The sequence below is a fragment of the Belliella marina genome, assembly GCF_042682445.1.
Classification (GTDB): Bacteria; Bacteroidota; Bacteroidia; order Cytophagales; family Cyclobacteriaceae; genus Belliella; species Belliella marina.
Genome location: NZ_JBHUHR010000001.1, coordinates 123,248 through 138,155 on the forward strand (window position 1 = coordinate 123,248; position 14,908 = coordinate 138,155).

Genomic DNA, 14,908 nt, shown 5'->3' on the forward strand with positions numbered 1-14,908 from the left:
GAGAAATAGACCTTGAGATCGAAATTAGGGGTATTTAACATTTGAACCCTATAATCTTAACATTTCGGACAATGAGTTGAAAAAGGAATTCTGAAATTGGGTTAGAGAATTAACAAAACAATAAACCTAATGAAGATAACCTGGAAAACTATCCCCTTATGGGGCTGTGTGTTCTGTTTGTACCAATCTTTTGCCCAAACGAATTACCAAAAGACTGAAACAGGAATAGTAGTGCCCCTGTCCAATTCAACCCAAAAGCTCAGGCTTCAACCAGTCAACGAACGGGTGGTCCATGTATCCATCACTCCGGTGCAGGATTTTTCGCAAGCTACCAGTTTGATCTTGAAAGATGACTTGGAATACTCCACCGAATGGACGGTTGAAGAAGACCAGGAAAACCTAAGTCTAAAGACAAGGCAGCTAGAGGTTGTTTATTCCATCAAAACCAATCAACTCACATTCAAAAACTCTGAGGGTAAGATTCTTTTGAGGGAACTCCCCAATACCAGTAGGGGATTTGATTTGAATGAAAATGGATCCAGTACTTATTTCAGTCTGGAACAGCATTTTGAGAAGGGAAAGGATGAGAATTTTTACGGTCTTGGCCAGCATCAGGCCGGAGTGTTCAACTACAGGGACAAGCAAGTCGACCTAACCCAATACAATGGAGTGGCAGTAGTCCCGTTTATGGTTTCCAGTGAAGGTTATGGATTGCTTTGGGATAATTATTCCATTACCCGATTTGGGGATACCCGTCCTCTCAAGCCACTTTCGTCACTCAAGCTTTATTCCGGACAAAGCGGAAATCCAGAGGGCTTGTTGGCTACTTATGCCTCAGACAGGCAGCATCCCGACAAAGGACTTGAGAAACTGGAAACAGAAATAGACTATACTTTCATCTCTTCCCTGGAGAAAATGCCTGATTTCAACAGGGCAAAAGGGGCAGTTACCTGGTCTGGATACATTCAGCCAGAAGACACTGGACTCCATACTTTCAAGATGTCATATTCAGGCTACATCAAAATATGGATGGATGGTGAACTCAAAATCGATACATGGAGGGAAAGCTGGAATCCCGGTTTTGTCGAATTTGGACATCACCTGGACTCCCGCGACAAGCACCAAGTAAAAATCTCTTGGATACCTGAATCTGACCAATCCTTTTTATCTCTCAATTACCTAGATCCACAGACGGAAGCGGAGGGGAATACTTTCGGCTTCGCTTCCGAAGCGGGTGAGCAGATCGACTATTATTTTGTCTATGGAGAGAATATGGATCAGGTTATCAGTGGTTACAGAACCCTCACAGGCAAAGCACAGGTAATGCCTAAGTGGGCCATGGGGTTTTGGCAAAGTAGGGAAAGGTACAAGACCCAAGATGAGATGGTCGAAACCCTCAAGACATTCCGTGAAAAAGGAATCCCCATTGACAACATTGTGCAAGATTGGTCTTATTGGCCAGAAAATGCTTGGGGAAGTCATGAGTTTGATACTGAAAGGTTTCCTGATCCAGAAGGCATGGTGAAGGAAATCCACGAAAACAATGCCCGTGTGATGATTTCTGTTTGGCCTAAATTCTACGAAGGGATCAACAATTACCTTGCGATGAATGATAAGGGCATGCTTTATACCCAAAACATCCAAAATCAACAAAGGGATTGGATCGGAGAAGGGTATGTGTCAACATTTTATGATGCCTTTAATCCCGAAGCCAGAAAAGCTTTTTGGAATCAATTGGAATCCTCTCTTTTCTCGAAGGGAATGGACGCTTGGTGGCTAGATGCTACCGAACCTGATATCCATTCCAATGCCTCTATTGAAGAACGAAAAGCACTGATGAACCCAACCTCCATGGGACCGGCAGAAAAATACTTCAACGCCTACTCTCTGGTCAACGCCAAGGGGATTTATCAAGGCCAAAGAAATTCGGCACCGGACAAAAGGGTATTTATCTTGACCCGGTCGGCATTTGCAGGGATACAGCGTTATGGCGCAGCTACTTGGAGTGGGGATATTGCCTCCCGTTTTGATGAATTAGCAAGGCAAATACCTGCTGGACTCAACTTTGCGCTTTCAGGGTTGCCTTATTGGACCACTGACATAGGTGGGTTCTTTGTGGAGGACAAATATGACAGGCCCGAACCACAAGGTGAGGATTTGGAAGAATGGAGAGAGTTGAATGCCCGTTGGTATCAGTTTGGTACATTTTCCCCACTTTTCCGTGCCCATGGCCAATTTCCATATCGGGAGATTTTCCATATCGCTCCAGAGGAACACCCAGCTTACCAGTCCATACTTTATTACAATAAATTAAGGTACAGGTTGATGCCATACATCTACTCACTTACAGGAAAAGTCTACCATGACGATTATACGCTGATGCGCGCATTGGTTATGGACTTTCCGGAAGATGAAAATGTGAAAAGCATTGGGGATCAATTCCTCTTTGGGCCATCTTTCTTGGTGGCGCCGGTTACAGAGTACGGTCAGCGTGAAAAGCAAGTCTATCTTCCCCAAAACACAACTTGGTATGACTTCTATAATGGGCAATCATTTGCTGGTGGGCAGACTATCAAGGTAGAGGCTGCATATGAACGCATGCCATTATTTGTAAAAGCAGGGGCAATCGTCCCATTTGGACCGGAGATCCAATACACCAGCGAAAAACCTCAGGATCAAATCACCCTTCAGGTATATGCGGGGGCTGATGGCCAGTTTGATGTCTATGACGATGAGCATACCAACTACAATTACGAAGAAGGTCATTTCACTAAAATCCCAATTACCTACAAAGAGCAGACTGGTGAATTGACGATAGGTGACATCCAAGGAAAGGGGTTTGAAGGGAAGCCGGAAAAGATCAATTTCAAGATTCACTATATCCAAAGTGGAGTTTCTTCAGATACATCATTGGAAAGAAAGGCAGACCAAAGCTTTGTTTATGAAGGTAAGGCTGAAACATTCAAACTCCGATAAAACCAAAAAAAGTAACGAATTAAACCAATCATAACCCATGAAAGATAACCAAAATCAATTATTTGCCTGTCCCATAGGTGGACAGTGCTATCGAGTAACCTTAAACCCAACAAACCCATGAAGAAAATTATACTGATTTGTATAGGAATGTTGTTGCTCCTGCCGGAAGGATGGGCGCAACAAGGAGTCAGGGGTACAGTAACGGATGCACAGACAGGAGAAACCATGATTGGAGTAAGTATCCTGGTTAAAGGCACTTCCACCGGTACTACCACAGACTTGGAAGGTAAATACAGTTTGCCTGTAAATGACCCCAGTGCGGTATTGGTTTTTTCCTTTATAGGATATCAAATGGAGGAGATCACTGTAGGAAATAGATCTGTTATAGATGTATCGATGGCACCAGATGACCATGACTTGGAAGAAGTAGTCGTAGTCGGATATGGTGTTCAGAAAAAGAAAGTACTAACCGGGGCAACAGTCCAGGTGGATGGAAATGACCTTCAAAAGCTCAGTACTACAGATCCGATGCAAGCCTTGCAGGGTCTTGCTCCCGGAGTGCAGATCACTTCTACTTCCGGACAGCCAGGCGAAAGTATGCGGGTAGTGATCCGAGGCTTGGGTACCATTGGAAATTCCAACCCACTTTATGTAGTGGATGGTGTCTTGACAGGGGATATCTCTTATCTCAACCCTGCTGATATCGCTTCCATAGATGTTCTTAAGGATGCGGCATCAGCTGCGATCTATGGTTCCCAAGCAGCCAATGGTGTCATCTTGGTCACCACGAGGCAAGGCAGAAAGGGAGAAGCTACGAGGATCACGTATGACAGTTTCTATGGAGTGCAAAACACCCCTAGAAAAACCAACATGCTCAATAGTACCGAATACGCAACCATCATCAATGAGGCTACCATCAACTCAGGCAATGAGCCTTATTTCAGCCAGGCTGAAATAGCAGCAATGGGAACTGGGACTAATTGGATGGATGAGATGTTTGTCAACAATGCCGTTACCCAAAACCATGTGTTGGGATTGCAGGGCAGTTCTGATAATTCGGTCTATTCTGTATCCATGTCCTACACCGGGCAGGAAGGTATCGTTGGGGGTAAAGACCTCTCCAATTTTGAACGCTACAATATTAGGCTCAATACAGAGCATAAACTATATGATGGATTGGTGACTTTTGGACAACATCTAACACTTTCCAATCGACAAAACAATGGTATTGGTGTGGGAAACCAATATAACAACTCACTGAGGGCAGCTTTCAATACCAGCCCTTTTGTCCCTATGTATGATGAGGATGGCAATTTCTTTGACAATAGCAACTCCTCTTGGAATCCCAATGAAGCCAATCCTTACGCCATGATGTATTACCAAAATCAGAATAGGAACAATACCCAGCGTATTATGGGGGATGTCTATATGGTGATCGAGCCGATAAAAAACCTAAAGTATAGAACCAGCTTGGGATTGGATTATTATTCCTTCGAAGGCAGGTCCTTCACCCCAAGTTATCAGTTGTCCACTTATGCATTCAATCCATTTACGAGGGTTAATCAGTCTATGGGCAAAGGACGGACTGTGTTGTTTGACAATCTGTTAAGCTACTCTTTTAGTTTGGACGGGAAGCACAATTTTGAAGCCATGGTGGGAAGTTCGATGTTTCAGGCTCAAGGCTCAAGTATGTTTGCTGGAAATAGAGACTTGATCATCCCTCAGTTGCGGTATGCCTGGCTATCCAATGCCACCAATGTGGATGGAGCCAACATCAGTCTTGGAGGCGGTCCTACCAATCCGGATCATAGGATGTCTTATTTTGGAAGGTTGAGCTACAATTACAATGAGACATATCTTCTCAATATGACATTTAGGGCTGATGGTTCTTCGAGGTTTGCCAAGGGAAACAGATTTGGGTATTTCCCTTCCATATCTGCTGGATGGATATTGAGCAATGAACCATTCATGAAAGATATTTCCCCCGTGATGGACTTTTTCAAGCTTCGAGCGAGTTGGGGGCAAGTAGGTAATCAGGATATTGGGTTTTTCCAATATACAGCGCCGATTTCCATCGCTAATACCAATTATTTCTTTGGTCCCGGAGAAGGGACAAGTGGATTGACTCCTGGGGCATATCCAAGCAGGCTTGGAAATCCTGACTTATTGTGGGAAACTTCCGAACAAACCAACATCGGGTTTGATTCCAGGTTTTTTCAGGGCAGGTTGAGTGTCAATTTTGATTGGTATGACAAGATCACCAGGGATTGGCTCATCGTAGCACCCATCTTGGCCACGGCAGGTGCCAATGCCCCGTTTATCAATGGGGGGGATGTTAGGAATACAGGGGTGGAACTAGCCCTGTCCTATGAAGACAATATTGGGGAATTTAATTATACCATTGGTATCAATGGGGCATACAACAAAAACAGGGTTGGGAATATCCCGACTAGGGATGGAATCATCCACGGCCAGCCAAATCAATTGTTTGACAATTCCATGCAGTTTTACAGGGCGCAAAATGGCTTCCCTATAGGTTACTTCTGGGGATTGGAAACTGACGGTATTTTCCAAAGTGAAGAAGAGGTACGCAACCATCGTACAGGAGAAACTATCCTCCAACCGAATGCCCAGCCTGGAGATATACGCTATGTCGACCGCAATGGAGATGGGATAATCAATGATGCAGATCGTACCAAAATTGGCGATCCGAATCCGAATTATACTTTTGGGATTACTTTTTCTGCAAATTATAAAGGGTTTGATATCAGTTTCTTGGCAAACGGTGTGGCTGGAAACCAGATTGTCCAATCCTACCGAAACCATTCAAACCCATTTGCAAACTATACTACGGCCATTCTTGACAGGTGGCATGGTCCAGGTTCGTCCAATACGATGCCTAGGGTTACAGAAGATGCACGCAACTGGACTAATTTCTCTGATATCTATATCCATGATGGGGATTTTCTTCGAATCAGCAACATCACACTCGGATATGACTTAGGCAGACTGATCAATCACGAAAAATTCAGTCAGGTCAGGATTTATACTTCAGTGCTTAACCTCTACACCTTTACCAAATATGAAGGCATGGATCCGGAGATAGGTTATGGAAGCAGTTTTTCATCCGGTGTTGACTTGGGATACTACCCTAGGCCAAGAACGATGATGGTAGGGGCAAACATCAGATTTTAACATTTAGACAGGACAATCATGAAAAAGATATATAATTACATAATCACTATAGGCCTCGGGATCGCCGGGGGCTGTACCGGAGATTTTCTGGATACAGAACCGATAACCGAGCTGACAGATGAGAACTTCTACAGGACAACCGATGATGCGTACAGGGCATTGGTTGGGGCGTATGAGGGGCTTCACCAAATATGGTCAGGAGGAATCAGCTTCCCTGTTGCATCTGAAGTACTTTCCGACAATGCCTTTGGTGGCACAGGGGCTGCCGATGGATTTGGATACCAGCTGTTGGATGAGTTTGACAAGAATAGGGCTCCGGACCAAAACCTCTTTCAGGACAATTGGGCGGGCTACTATGGAGCTGTTTTCCGTTGTAATTCCTTTTTGGAAAAATTTGACCAAATTGACTGGGAAGGGAATGATGAACTTAGAAACACCTATGAGGCGGAAACAAGATTTCTAAGGGCATACCTCTATTTCGATATGGTGCGGCTTTGGGGAAATATCCCCTTACTGACCAGCCCTTCTGCTGAAAATATACCGCAGGCAGATCCTGCGGAAGTGTATGCTGTCATCGGGGAAGACCTTAAGTTTGCCGTTGCCAACTTGCCCTCAGTACCTTTTGCAGGACAGAATGTCAATGAATTTGGCAGGGCCACCAAATGGGCAGCACAGGCATTATTGGCGAGGGTTTATCTGTACTATACAGGGTATTACAATCAGTCTGACTTGGCAGGGACCCTGACGGCAGCTGAGGCATTGAGTCATCTGGAGGATATCATCAATAATGGGGGATTTGGTTTGGTTGAAGATTTTGCCCACTTGTGGCCTGCGGCTTCGGTGGAGGATTATGCAGGAGAGATCAATCCAGAGATTTTATTCTCAATCAGGTATACCTATACCAGTGACTACGATGGCAATACAGATGGTAACATGTGGATGGTCATGCTGGGTGTAAGGGAACAGTCTTTTTATCCTTATGGAAGAGGATGGGGAGGAGCTACCGTCAATCCCAAGCTATATCAGGCATTCCCTTCCGGAGATACCAGAAGAGAGGCTTCGATCATAGCCATCGATGAGGAAAACCTTCCATTTACCAATCAATCCAGACAAAGGGAGTATACCGGATATTATACCAAAAAATATTCACCTATGATCAATGAAGAAGGAGTTGACCTTCCAATTGATTTGGGTGCACCGAACCATATGATAGGCCAATTTCAAGACTATTTTGTGATTCGCTATGCTGACGTGCTTCTCATGGCTGCAGAGTTGGGGAGTGCCAATGCCCAGAATTATTTCAACCAAGTAAGGATGAGGGCATACAAAGAAAACTATAGCCAGCTAGCCGTTTCCCAACAAAACATCATGGAAGAAAGAAGGTTGGAGTTCGCCTTGGAGGGGATTAGATATTGGGATTTGTTGCGACAGGGAATCAACACTGCCGCTGCTGTCATCAGTGAAACCACCACAGTAGTCAATGGTGGGAATCCGAGTACCAAGACTATCTCTGCCAGCAATATTCTCGCAACGGAAGGTTTGCAACAGATTCCAGTCAACCAAATCCAGCTTTCGGACAATGTGCTGAAGCAAAATCCCGGTTGGTAATGACTGACCATCGGAAATGGGAACTGCGTAAAGCAAGAGACCATGCAAAACGATGGGGCTACAGCCAAGGTCACAGTTAGATCAACAATGTGGCCTTGGTTGAAGCCAAAATCCTCTGGGTGACGTAATGTTGGCCCAAATAGTACAAATAACCGAACAATAAACCGAAAAAATCATGAAGCATTTTAAATATATACTGGCAATGCTCCTTCCATTATGCTTGGTCATATCCTGCATTGTGGATGATAATTATGAATTGGGAGTCCTCTTGGATCCATCGGAGATCCAATTCAGGGTAGTGCAGGACTTTGAAGCCGACCCGGGAGGGAACACGGTCATCCTGATCAATGATACTCCAGAGACAATTCCTGTCTGGAATTTTGGGACAGGCAAGTCCAACAGGCAGGTGGATACTGTAAGGTATGCATTCAAGGGATCTTATGAAATACACCTATCCATCGTCAGCGGAGGTGGATTGGTACAAGTCGAACCTGTCACCATAGAAGTTACAGAGGACAACCTCAATTACGTGGATGATCCGCTATGGACAGCCATATCAGGTGGGGTAGGAGAAGAAAAAACCTGGGTACTGGATATAGATGCCAAGTTCTTCAATGGGCCACTCTTTTTCTTCGGGACAGATAATGGATATCTGGCTGAAGGAGGCCAATGGTCCGGTGGAGAAACGGGCTGTTATGGGGATGATTGCTGGTCTTGGGAGCCTGATTATGTAGGCAATGAATGGTTGATGGAGCATGGAGACTATGGTACAATGACTTTCAACCTCAAAGGAGGTCCTTTTGTGAAAGTAGAACATTTGAAGATTCCGCAGAGAGGTTCTGAAAGCGGTACTTACTTTATCGATATCGATAACAAGACATTGACCATGACCAATGCTACTCCATTGCATGACATAGGCCGTGATCCGGTAGTTTCTCAATGGGGAAATATCAGATTGATATCATTGACAGAGGATTCTATGCAGTTGGGGGTAATAAGGGACAGCGATCCGAATGATGGTACTGCGATGTTGGTGTATAATTATATATCCAAAGAATATTCAGACAACTGGGTGCCAGGGGATGAGCCTGATCCAGAGCCTCCCTATCAGGGTGATGCCAATGCAGACCTTACTACATCCGTTACAACTAGCAAACGCTGGGAAATGTCCCAGATCACTCCCTATAATTGGACTGACTTGGCTGGAGATTTCCTCAATGACTGGAATGGTCCGCAGGATTATATTGGTTCAGGTTGGGCGCCTTTTGATTTGGATATGTTGAAAAACATTTCACTGACACTGTCCAAGACAGGAAGCAATTCGGGAGATTATTCATTTACCAATGGTTCGGGGGAAGTTATTTCGGGTAGCTATAGTGTGGATGATGAAAACAATATCATCTTTGACCGCTTTATTTCCTTCGGACTTTCGGGGTGGCTTAACTTTGCTACCACTTCCGAAAATGGACTTCGTCTGATCAGGACGGAAACGGATGCCTTGGGTAATATTACAGGCATTTGGCTGGGGCAAAAGGATCCTGCCAAACCCGAATATTTGGCATACCATTTTGTGCCATAGGCGAATCATAGGGACTGATGAGGAATATTTGTCCTGGCCATAGCATGGGTTAGCAAATGATCCAAACCAGATATTACATGGTTTGTGAATTGGATAAAATCCCCTCCCGGTAGTTCTGGAGGGGGATTTTTTTCTGCTGCATTTGGAGGTGATTGTGGGCTGGGGAGACAGGGTGTATGGTTGTTTTATTGTTTTCGGCAATAAATCCTATTTGGCCAAGATCCATATGTTGGGATTTTGGATGAAAATATTGCATTAACCTTCCTTTTGGGAGGTTGACTTTAACAGATTTCTAAAATCCTCAGTATTTCAAAGATCAGTTGTTTATATGGAAAGGAGACCTATGTGGTTTAATCCTATTCAATTTTTTTTAAAACTGACATTCAAAAAAAAGGAAATGTTTGAGGGGTGTAACGAATTATAAATATTCTAATTATGAACTCGGAGACAAATGAGCCAAAATTAAAGGCTTCAATAAAACCAATAATGGCAAAAACTATTTCATTATGGTCCATTATAGGTACATTACTTTTGCTGGCGATGGCTTGTGACCCGGAAGAGCCTAGGCCAGATCCCAAGTTGATACTCTCCTTTGAGGAGGTTTTCTTTTCCCATGAGGGAGAGGCCCAAGAAGTGGAAGTGAATGCCAACTTGCCTTGGCAAGCCAGCAGTTCGGAGACATGGTGTACCCTTTCAGCACCATCCGGAGAGGCGGGAGTTGCCCAATTGGCGATCAATGTAGCTGCCAATACTGGAGCAGAGAGTAGGTCGGCAACCATCACTGTGTCTATAGATCAAGTAACCAAAAACATAACAGTGACCCAAGCAGGTGCGGAAGTGTTGCAACTGTCTGATTCTGAAATGGAAATTGGCGAAAATGGTGGAGAGTATACCCTTGGAGTTACAGCTTCTGGGATATTTGAAATTGAGACCTCTCCTACATGGCTGACGGTAAGTGCCACTTCCCAACAGGAACTTCAGATACAGGCTAAAAGAAACCCTGTTTTGGCAGCAAGGGAAGGGATCGTCCGACTTAAATTGGGAGGGGTAGTACAGGAGGTAACCGTTGTGCAAAGTGGACAGGCATTGCAGGTAGCACCTGACAAAATGGGTATGGAACTCGACGCCTTGCCATTGGCGGATCAAATACTCTTAGGTTGGAACCTGGGCAATACTTTGGAAGCAGCGAGTAGCCCCGAAGTGGCAGGTGAAACACTATGGGGCAACCCAATGGCCAGCCAAGCTTTGATAGATGCAGTGAAAAATGCAGGTTTCAATGCTGTCCGTATTCCATGTGCATGGAGTGGCTATATCGAAGACAGGGAGACACATAGACTCAGTACTGCATGGATCAATCGGGTTCAGGAAGTAGTAGATTATTGTATGAACAATGATATGTATGCGATCATCAATATCCATTGGGATGGTGGCTGGCTGGAAGAAAACCCAACTTATGACAAGCAGGAAGAAGTGAATGTAAAGATGAAAGCATTATGGGAGCAAATTGCAGTAGCATTCAGGGATTATGACCAGAGATTGTTGTTTGCAGGAACCAACGAAGTGCGCAAAGATTACGGTACGCCTACATCGGAATATATAGAGGTGCAGCAGTCATTTAATCAGACATTTGTGGATGCGGTGCGAAGCACTGGAGGGAAGAATTCATGGAGAAATATTGTGGTTCAAGCATATAATACAAACATAGAACATGCCCACAATTTCTTGGAACTGCCCCAAGATCCTACCCCCAACCGAAAAATGGTGGAGGTTCACTACTATGACCCTTGGGACTTTGCACTGGACGGGAATAGTAACAAATATCTTTGGGGAAAGGATTATGAAGGAAGTGCAAATGCTTCTGGCTGGGGGCAGGAAGCTTGGGTAGACCAGATGTTTGGCTTGATGAAAAGTGACTTTGTGGATAAGGGAATCCCGGTTGTACTTGGCGAATATGGTGCTATTTTGAGATCTTCCCTGCTTTCTGTAGCCTTGGAAAACCATAAGAAAGCCAGAAACCACTATCTTCATTATGTGACCAAATCTGCCATGGAGCATGGCCTGATTCCATTCTATTGGGACAATGGCCATACTGGCAACAATGGCTTTGGCTTATTCAATAGACATACCACAGCCATAGTGCAGGCAGATGCTGTGGAGGCTATAGTCAGCTCTTTGGATTAGGTGGTAATGGGGATTTAGGATAAATAATAAACCGGGATATGCAATAAAAATCCATTGCATTATCCCGGTTATTTTTGTGTTCCATAGAAATGGGTGGTTATTTCCCTTTTTGGATCTGTCGGATATTTTTGTCTGTGACAGATTTGAGCATTCCGATCCAGTTTTCTCCCTTTTCCTCTGCAAAAACATCAGGACCAGGGATACCAACTCTCATCCCAATAGTGGTAGTGGCTGTTCCGCCCTGTCCTTCTGATTTGAAATAGACATCCAAAGCATTGATGTCATGTGTAAACCTTGAAAGCTTATTGATGCTTGCCCGGATTTCTTCTTGAACCTCAGGGCTCACATCCAGATTAGGGGATTGAACATCAATTTTGACACCTTTATAATTTTCTGTGTAATTCATGGTTTGTTTTTTTGAAGTTTAAATGAAATATACCTCATTGTACGAAATCCACGATGGATAAGCCAAAAAAAGCCACTCAATTTGAGTGGCTTTTTGATTTATTTTTGTCTAATTGGCCTTTTCATAAAGCTTTTTCAAATGGGGAACGCCCTCTTCCATCCAATCTGGGGCAGGTTTTGCCATCAGATGATGATCAAAGTACTCTTTCATCCTTTTTTGGAAGTCTTTCTGGTTGGCTTCGTTGGCCAAATGGTGCCCTTCATTTGGATAGGACAGGAAAATAACTTCTTTGCCCATTCTTCTTGCGGCGTTGAATAGCTCTAAGCCTTGTGACCAATCTACGGCACCATCAGCTGTCCCATGCAAAATCAAAAATGGGGTCTTGATGTTGGGAACATGGTGCATTGGGTTTTCTCTTTGGTAGATGTCTCTATGCGTCCATGGAGTCACTCCGTAGCCCATCCGTACCTGGCCAATTTCCATGATGCCATGGTGGACTGTGCCTGAGCTACCGTATATGTTGTTGTAAAAACTTTCGAGATTTGTCGGTGGCGCCCCAGTTACGATGCATTTGAACATATCTGTTTGTGTGAGGATAAATGAAGTTTGATAACCTCCCCAACTATGCCCCTGCAAGCCAATATTGTCTTTGTCCGAATACCCCAACCTGATCAGTTCTTTGGCCGCTGAGGTAATGACGTCCAAAGAGCTTGTCCCAGGCTTCCCTTCTTCAAAAACGATGTCTGGCATAAAGATCAGATATCCATTGCTTGCATAGGTGGAGAAATGCGGTCTGTCGTCATATACAGGCATCGAATATTCATGGTGTCTGTCGGACATTTTTTCATAAAAATAGAAGATTGTTGGGTAGGCTTTGCCTTCTTCATAGTCTGCCGGGAGAGTCAGTGTTCCCTGAAGCTTGTTGCCCCTACTGTCAGTGAAGTCCACCAATTTCCTTTTTCCCCAAGCATATTCACTTTGTTGTGGATTAGCATCAGTGATTTTGTTTTGTTTGCTGAAATCTAGGCTTGAGGTATAGTAATCGGGAAAGTCCACAAATGTTTGCTTGGTGAAAAACAATTTATCTGAATTTTCAGCTTTTATAGGCCTTCCATAACTCATGTCTTCGTAGACGAGCAGTTTGGGCTGTGAACCAAGCGCCAAGGAGTAGAAGCCTTCTTTTTTTGTCCATTCTCCATATGCCGAAAGTAACAGTGCCTTTTTTGTATCAATCCAGTCTTCCTCTGGATCGAGATTGACATAGCGGAACCTGATCTCTTGGTCATTTCCGATCTTTGTGATGTTTTCGGCTTTGCTTCCATCTAACGCCAGCATCCACAAATCGTATTGGTGGTTTACAATTACATTTTTGCCATCTTTTGTCCATCCTGCTATCCCAAAAGGAGGTTTTTCGTGGGGATAAGGATGTTCCATATTCATAAATACCACTGAGGCTTTTTGGGAAATGTTGGTTTGTCTGTCCATGTCAACATCGTATAGTGTCAAGGCAGTGTCTTTTTGGTAGAGGAAATACCTCCCATCCGGAGATCCTCCCAAAGCCCTAGCGACCAGGTTTTCAAACTTCTTTTTCTCACCTGTATTGATATCGACTCTGTACAGGTCTGCCGGTGAGATCCCCCAATTTACATCACTCAGGTATGGACTGTCATCCCTTCCTATCCTGTATTTTGGATGTTTGGAGTCCCCAACATACTTTAAGCTTTCGTCTGCAAGCCTTACAAATTTATCTTCTTTGATGTGATAGGCGGCACTGTAAGTAAAGTTTTTGTCTCTGTTGGCCCTTACGATCTGTACTGATTGGATATAATCATCTTTCCAATGCCATACATCTACATTGGCAATAGAGTCTTTGCTCATTTTGACCTTAGCCTCCTGCTCCTTGATGCCAAGGCTGATAGATTTGCCGTCATTGCCAAAGCTAATTCTACCCTTGTCACTGATCACAAAATTTTCGGGGAAATTGTTGCTTGTATTGGTGAGGATATTCTTTTTGATGGTTTTATCCAAGTCGGAAAACACGAGCAAAGTATTGTTCTGCTGAAGGAGGGAATCAACTTTATTGCCTTTCAAGACAGCAAGTTGGTTGCCTTTGACAGGCCATTCAGTTTTTTTGGATTGCTCATCATCCCAGGTGAGGTTTTGGTAATAGGCTTTGTCACTGTCAAGGTTTTTCGTTGACATGTTGCTTAGGCTCAAAAGGAACAGGCCATTTCCAACCTGGTTCTCAGCATCTACTGTATAAGCTAACTGTGTGCTTTTTTGATTGAATGAAAACTCAACCACATTTCCCAAAGTTGTGGCAACTTTGTCGGTCAGATCGTATAGTACCAAGTCGGCTCCCTTTGTCTCTGAATTGGCGTTTTCAGGCTTGTCTTTGAGTACAGCCCAGTACTTCCCATCGTTGGAGAAAACCATTCTGCGGGCTCTTTCTACTTCGAATTGATGGTCTGAATTGAGGGCATAAAGGTGTGCTGTCTGTGAAACTGGTTTTTTTGCCTTTTTCAATTTCTCGGTTTCTCCTTTGTTTGGGCTTGTATAGTAGGCGAAAAAGTTGTTGTTTTTGGAAAAAGTAGGAGAGGATCCATAAGGGATTTTTTTGAGATCTTCCGATTGAAGGGATTTCAAATGCAAGGTGTCATCTGCTCCATTGGGCCGAAGGGCGTATGCAAACCAGTTTCCGTCTGGCGATGCTTTTGTTGCCGCTATTCTAGACCATTTTCCATAGTCTTCCAGTTGTAACGTTTTGTTTTGCGCCTGTAGAGTCCCTAGGCCTAGGAAAAAGATCAGGTATAGATAGTAATGTTTTTGTTTCATATAGATGGAGTTTGTTTTATGAAACAATATGAAGTCTGTATGCGAAAAATCAAACTGGTATTACATTGATGGTGGAGTCAATGTGTTTAAACAAAAAAAACAGGACTCTCAAACGAAAGTCCTGTTTC

Annotated in this window: 8 protein-coding genes; 5 read left to right on the top strand and 3 right to left on the bottom strand. The window is 43.9% G+C overall.

The window, feature by feature from the left end:
* Window positions 1-129: 129 nt before the first annotated feature.
* The 4 genes from ACFSKL_RS00485 to ACFSKL_RS00500 all read left to right on the top strand — a co-directional run bounded on the left by ACFSKL_RS00485 (window position 130) and on the right by ACFSKL_RS00500 (window position 9,358).
* The gene (locus ACFSKL_RS00485) at window positions 130-2,976 is read left to right on the top strand and encodes a glycoside hydrolase family 31 protein (protein WP_376882317.1); all 2,847 of its coding nucleotides are present in this window, start codon (window positions 130-132) and stop codon (window positions 2,974-2,976) included.
* Between the two features lie 117 nt (window positions 2,977-3,093).
* Window positions 3,094-6,171: a SusC/RagA family TonB-linked outer membrane protein gene (locus ACFSKL_RS00490; protein ID WP_376882319.1), complete on the top strand. Its 3,078-nt coding sequence runs from the start codon at window positions 3,094-3,096 to the stop codon at window positions 6,169-6,171.
* A gap of 18 nt (window positions 6,172-6,189) precedes the next feature.
* Window positions 6,190-7,779, top strand: a complete 1,590-nt coding sequence (locus tag ACFSKL_RS00495) for a RagB/SusD family nutrient uptake outer membrane protein (RefSeq protein ID WP_376882321.1) — start codon at window positions 6,190-6,192, stop codon at window positions 7,777-7,779.
* Window positions 7,780-7,954: 175 nt separating this feature from the next.
* On the top strand, window positions 7,955-9,358 hold the full coding sequence (locus tag ACFSKL_RS00500) for a hypothetical protein (RefSeq protein ID WP_376882323.1): 1,404 nt from the start codon (window positions 7,955-7,957) through the stop codon (window positions 9,356-9,358).
* Between the two features lie 73 nt (window positions 9,359-9,431).
* Here ACFSKL_RS00500 and ACFSKL_RS00505 read toward each other — a convergent pair whose 3' ends face one another.
* Window positions 9,432-9,614, bottom strand: a complete 183-nt coding sequence (locus ACFSKL_RS00505) for a hypothetical protein (RefSeq protein ID WP_376882325.1) — start codon at window positions 9,612-9,614, stop codon at window positions 9,432-9,434.
* Window positions 9,615-9,844: 230 nt separating this feature from the next.
* Here ACFSKL_RS00505 and ACFSKL_RS00510 point away from each other — a divergent pair, with 230 nt between their 5' ends.
* Window positions 9,845-11,539: a cellulase family glycosylhydrolase gene (locus ACFSKL_RS00510; protein WP_376882328.1), complete on the top strand. Its 1,695-nt coding sequence runs from the start codon at window positions 9,845-9,847 to the stop codon at window positions 11,537-11,539.
* Window positions 11,540-11,636: 97 nt separating this feature from the next.
* Here ACFSKL_RS00510 and ACFSKL_RS00515 read toward each other — a convergent pair whose 3' ends face one another.
* Both ACFSKL_RS00515 and ACFSKL_RS00520 read right to left on the bottom strand, forming a co-directional pair.
* A complete protein-coding gene (locus ACFSKL_RS00515; RefSeq protein ID WP_376882331.1) occupies window positions 11,637-11,945 on the bottom strand; it encodes an HPF/RaiA family ribosome-associated protein in 309 nt (102 codons plus the stop codon).
* A 108-nt stretch (window positions 11,946-12,053) separates the two neighbouring features.
* A complete protein-coding gene (locus tag ACFSKL_RS00520; protein ID WP_376882333.1) occupies window positions 12,054-14,780 on the bottom strand; it encodes a S9 family peptidase in 2,727 nt (908 codons plus the stop codon).
* Window positions 14,781-14,908: the final 128 nt, after the last annotated feature.

Excerpts from the sequence above, each read along its gene's own strand:
- ACFSKL_RS00495 (WP_376882321.1), top strand. The coding sequence starts at position 6,190 with ATGAAAAAGATATATAATTACATAATCACTATAGGCCTCGGGATCGCC.
- ACFSKL_RS00500 (WP_376882323.1), top strand. The coding sequence starts at position 7,955 with ATGAAGCATTTTAAATATATACTGGCAATGCTCCTTCCATTATGCTTG.
- ACFSKL_RS00520 (WP_376882333.1), bottom strand. The coding sequence starts at position 14,780 with ATGAAACAAAAACATTACTATCTATACCTGATCTTTTTCCTAGGCCTA.
- ACFSKL_RS00510 (WP_376882328.1), top strand. The coding sequence starts at position 9,845 with ATGGCAAAAACTATTTCATTATGGTCCATTATAGGTACATTACTTTTG.
- ACFSKL_RS00485 (WP_376882317.1), top strand. The coding sequence starts at position 130 with ATGAAGATAACCTGGAAAACTATCCCCTTATGGGGCTGTGTGTTCTGT.
- ACFSKL_RS00505 (WP_376882325.1), bottom strand. The coding sequence starts at position 9,614 with ATGCAATATTTTCATCCAAAATCCCAACATATGGATCTTGGCCAAATA.
- ACFSKL_RS00490 (WP_376882319.1), top strand. The coding sequence starts at position 3,094 with ATGAAGAAAATTATACTGATTTGTATAGGAATGTTGTTGCTCCTGCCG.
- ACFSKL_RS00515 (WP_376882331.1), bottom strand. The coding sequence starts at position 11,945 with ATGAATTACACAGAAAATTATAAAGGTGTCAAAATTGATGTTCAATCC.